At 64.8% G+C, this 4,674-nt stretch carries 3 protein-coding genes; 2 read left to right on the top strand and 1 reads right to left on the bottom strand.

Annotation, left to right across the window (positions count from 1 at the left end):
* Positions 1-51: 51 nt before the first annotated feature.
* Positions 52-900, top strand: a complete 849-nt coding sequence (moeB, locus tag FJY88_12035) for a molybdopterin-synthase adenylyltransferase MoeB (GenBank protein ID MBM3288063.1) — start codon at positions 52-54, stop codon at positions 898-900.
* A 371-nt stretch (positions 901-1,271) separates the two neighbouring features.
* Positions 1,272-3,470 (top strand): hypothetical protein, encoded by a 2,199-nt coding sequence (locus FJY88_12040; protein ID MBM3288064.1) that lies wholly within the window; start codon positions 1,272-1,274, stop codon positions 3,468-3,470.
* Between the two features lie 302 nt (positions 3,471-3,772).
* Here FJY88_12040 and FJY88_12045 read toward each other — a convergent pair.
* Positions 3,773-4,674 (bottom strand): aminopeptidase (locus tag FJY88_12045; protein ID MBM3288065.1); only part of this gene is annotated, 902 nt, incomplete at its 5' end.

Here is a 4,674-nt window from a genome sequence, read left to right on the forward strand (position 1 = left end):
CGCATCGAGAACGGCGATGTCCTCACGATCGTCGCGCCTCCCCATGCCGCCATGGAGACCGTACCGCCCAAGCTCACGGCCGACGAGACGCTCCGCTACGCCCGCCACCTGTCGCTCCCCGATGTCGGCCGGGAAGGGCAGCGCAGGCTGAAGGGATCCTCCGTTCTCGTCATCGGACTCGGCGGACTGGGCTCGCCGCTGGCGCTCTATCTCGCTGGCGCGGGCGTCGGACAGATCGGGATGGTGGACTTCGACACGGTCGATCCCTCCGACCTGCACAGGCAGATCCTCCACGGGACCGCCGATCTCGGCAGGACCAAGATCGACTCGGCGATCGAGAGGATCCGCGACCTCAATCCGTACATCCGGACGGAAGGGCACGCGACGAGGCTCACGCCGGCCAACGCCCTCGAGATCTTCCGCGACTACGACGTCGTGGTCGACGCGACCGACAACTTCCCGACCCGGTACCTCATCAACGACACCTGTGTCCTGCTCGGCAGGCCGAATGTCTATGGGAGCGTCTTCCAGTTCGAGGGGCAGGTCGCCATCTTCGGGCTGCCGGGCGGGCCGTGCTACCGGTGCATCTATCCCGAGCCGCCTCCGCCGGGCATGATCCGCACGTGTGTCGAAGGAGGGGTCCTCGGCATCCTTCCCGGCGTGATCGGTCTCCTTCAGGCGACGGAGGTGATCAAGCTGCTCCTCGGCCTTCCCGGCCTCTTGACCGGCAGGCTCGTCGTCTATGACGCGCTCAGGATGCACTTCCGCAGCATCGCCGTGCAGGCCGATCCGACCTGTCCCTGCTGCGGCGAGCGTCCCCGGATCGACAGCCTGATCGATTACGAGGGATTCTGCGCGCGGCCCTCATCTCCGGACGAAGGGGACGCGAGTGGGGCATGAACGATTCGGCTGAAGCCCCCCGTGAATCGGCATCGGCTGAGCTAACGCGAAGAGCATCCCGACGCGCAGATCGCCAGCTTCCAGCGTCTCTGCGGATCTGGTAGCGGGGGTCCTCTACGAAGTCCGAAAGAGGAACGGCAGGGGAATCCTGCGACTGGTTCAAGTGAGGTTGGTCGCACGCGGCACCGCTCTCGTGCCCGTGGGAAGCGTCCGAGGACTGCACCTGAAGCTGGTGAGCAGGCTCGGTTGAAGTGGACCCGTAGAGCCGTTGAGCGTATTATGGCTAAGCGGTGGCACATCCGCGATTGCCACGAAGCGACTTCCACGCCTTCGCTCGGCGGGTCGCGCGCGCCCCCAAGAAGGAGGCTGACATGCGGTCTCTCCGTCTGCGGGCCTTCGTCCTCCTGACAGCCCGTCTCTGCGTCCCATCCGTCGCGCTGTCGGAGTGCATCGACTACGGCGAATACGTGCATTGGGTGTGCTCGTTCGTCGCCAACGCATCCTCCACCGCGATCTCGGGACCGGCGGCCGTCGTGCCATCGGGCACCGGCCTGTACTTCATCAATGTCGACCCGATGGCTCCCAGCGGCCCGGAGATCCTCTCCCATCTGAACAGCGGCGCAGACTGGGGCGCGAGGGTGGCGGCCTCGGGGGGCCACGTCTATGCCTCGGATGGACTCGGGTATTGCAGGGGCGGAATCGTACAAGTTGTCAGTGGGGGAGATCCGCGTCACCCGGAGCTGCGAGGGAGCCTATACGTTCCAGGTGACATCAAATCGCTGGCTGCTTCCGGCAGCTACTGCTATGTTGGGGAGGACTGTGTCTTCCGGGGTCTGCACGTGATCGACGCCTCGAATCCAGATCAGCCTGCGATCGTCGGCAGCGTGGCGCTGCCGGGAGGCGTCGAGGGGGTGGCCGTTGCCGGCGACCACGCCTACCTCACCGTCTGTGATCAGGTGCACTACCCGTACCCGTCGTGGTTCGACGTGATCGATATCTCCGATCCTCACGCGCCTTTCCTCGCCGCCGAGCTGCCCCTGTCCTCAGCGCATGGAAGCCTCGTGGTGGCGGGCCGCTACGCCTACGTCGGCGCCCTGGACATCATCGACATCGCGGATCCCTCCCATCCCGTGGTTGCCGGCAGCATGACCACCGCGTTCGGCAGGAAGTGTATCGCCGGCGGGCGGCTCTTCATTTCAACGGGAGGGCTCCTCGAGATCTACGACCTCTCGAATCCACTTGCGCCGGATCTCCTGGGGAGGGTGCCCGGCCAGGGCGGCGAAGTCGCGGTGCTTGGCAGCAACATATGCATCGCCGCTGATGACTTCTACGTCTATCAATTGGGCAACGGCCGCAATCCTCCGATCGTCGGGAGGGTTGTCACGCCGGCGCAGGCGCGTGACGTGGCGGTCTCGGGGAACCACGCCTATGTCGCGGACAGCGAAGCCGGTCTCCTGGCAGTGGATGTCTCGCAACCTGCTGCGCCGCTGATTGTGGGCAGCGCGGCGCTGCCGTCACCCGCGGTCAGCCTCCGCGTACTCCCCCCGTTCGCATATGTGGCGATGGAGCGAGGCCTCGCGGTAGCCGACGTGACCGATCCGCCGAATCCTCGCCTGATCGGAACCGTCGGCACTTCGTATGGTCTGCGGTCGATCGCCGTCGCCGGCAGTCATGTGTACGCCACGGGCGACGACGGTTCGCGCGGTCTTCTTTCCGTCTTCGACGTCAGCGATCCGGGCACACCGCAAGTCGTCGGGGTCCTGGATACCTCGCTGTCCGCCTACGGCATCGCCGTCGCCGGGGAGTATGCCTTCGTGGGAGTCAGAACGCCCTCCTCGCCCTTCACCTACCGTCTCCTGGCGGTTCGCATCGCTGTGCCCTGGAGCCCTCAGATCGCGGCGAGTCTGGATGGGGTGTTCGGGACCGCCATCGAGATTTCGGGGAATCATGCCTTCCTCAACCGGCACGCGCTCGAGGTGGTCGACATCGCGGACCCGCTGAATCCACAGCTCGTCGCGACGGTCGACTCACCGCGGGGCGGATCTGTCTTCCCCGGCATCGCGATCAGCGGCGACTACGTCTACACCTCGAACGACGGCTCCTATGATGTCGTCGATGTCTCGGATCCAGAGGCTCCGACGGTCATCGGAACCGCCGCAGGCGGTGGGGCCGGTATCGCGGTGTTAGGATCCCTGGTCTACTCTGCGTGCTACGGGGTCGGAATCCACGAACTCCGGATCACACCGGCGCAGTGCGACCCGTCTTCGGGGATCGCTGGAAGCCCGATCGTCCGCTCGCGGCTGCGCCTCGAGGCCTACCCCAACCCTGCGTTTGGCGAGGTGACGCTCCGGCTCTCCATGCCGGACCCTGGCTCGACGCGCGTCAGCATCCATGACGTGAGCGGGCGTCTTGTGCGGAACCTTTACGAGGGCTGCCGGGCGCCAGGAGCGCTGGATCTCGTCTGGGATGGTCGCGACGCGAGCGGGCACACCGCCGCGCCGGGAATGTATCTGGCTTGGGTCTTGGCGGGCGGCCGAATTCGGAGCACCCGCATCGTCATCGTGAAATAGGGTCTGTCAGGGTCGCGGACGAGCGCGGCGGTCCGTAGGACGCCTGTGCCTCTTGGAGATCTCGTCCGAGGTCGTCTTTGCCGAGGACTCCCGCTGTCACTCGGGCAGACGATCTGAGCGCTGGACATCGGATGATCACAAGCCTGACGCCAGGCGCAGAGCATGCGCGGAACCCTACCGAGGCTCTACGCTAACTGAAAGCGTAGCAAGCTCGACGAGATTCTCGGGAAGGATAGGTCCCCCTCGAACCCACACCCCTTGGCTCTTCCGCTACCCGCCCCCCTCTGCCACCTCTCCCCGGCCTACTTCAGCCGATTCGGATTCAGCCCCTGCAACTCCTTCGGCACGAAGAGACCGTCCTTGCGCACGAGCTTCCCGTCGAAGTAGATCTCCCCTCCGCCGTAGTCCGGACGCTGGACATGCACGAGGTCCCAGTGGATCGCCGACTTGTTCCCGTTGAAGCAATCGTCATAGGAGTTCCCAAGCGCCATGTGGAGACTCCCCGCGATCTTCTCGTCGAAGAGGGCGTCTAGCATCGCGTAGGTGACGTAGGGATTGAACCCCAGTGCGAACTCGCCTACGTACCGCGACCCGCCATCCCTGTCCAGGATCTCGTTCAGCTTCTGCGACTGCGCGCCCGCGTCGGCCTCGACGACCTTCCCGTTCTTGAAGCGGAGAATGATCTGGTCGAAGACCGTCCCCTCGAAGAGCGCGGGCGTGTTGAAGCAGATCGTCCCGTTGATGCTGTTCTTGACGGGCGCCGTGTAGAGTTCGCCGTCGGGAATGTTCAGGTGGCCGTCGCACTTGATGCTCTTCAGGCCGGCGACCGAAAGGCTGAGGTCGGTCTTGGGCGCCTTGATCTCGACGCGGTCGGTCCGATCGACGAGTTCCTTCAGCGGATCCATGGCGCGCGACATCTTGGCATAGTCGAGCGTGCAGACATTGAAGTAGAAGTCCTCGAAGATGTGCAGCGGCTTGCGCGCGTTCTGGGCCATCGACTCGTTCGGGTAGCGGAGGACGACCCACCGGGTCTTGGGGACCCTCACCTTGAAGTGAACCGGCGTGGCGTAGTACTTGCCCCACATCTTCTGCTTCTCGGAAGGGACGTCGGAAAGCTCCATCGTGTTCCCGGTGCCCCTGATCCCGATGTAGCAGTTCATGTCGCGCATCCGATAGAGATCGTACTTTGCCTGGGCCTTGATTT

The sequence above is a fragment of the Candidatus Eisenbacteria bacterium genome (assembly GCA_016867495.1).
In the GTDB taxonomy this organism is placed as follows: domain Bacteria; phylum Eisenbacteria; class RBG-16-71-46; order CAIMUX01; family VGJL01; genus VGJL01.

Excerpts from the sequence above, each read along its gene's own strand:
- moeB (MBM3288063.1), top strand. The coding sequence starts at position 52 with ATGGAGACCGTACCGCCCAAGCTCACGGCCGACGAGACGCTCCGCTAC.
- FJY88_12040 (MBM3288064.1), top strand. The coding sequence starts at position 1,272 with ATGCGGTCTCTCCGTCTGCGGGCCTTCGTCCTCCTGACAGCCCGTCTC.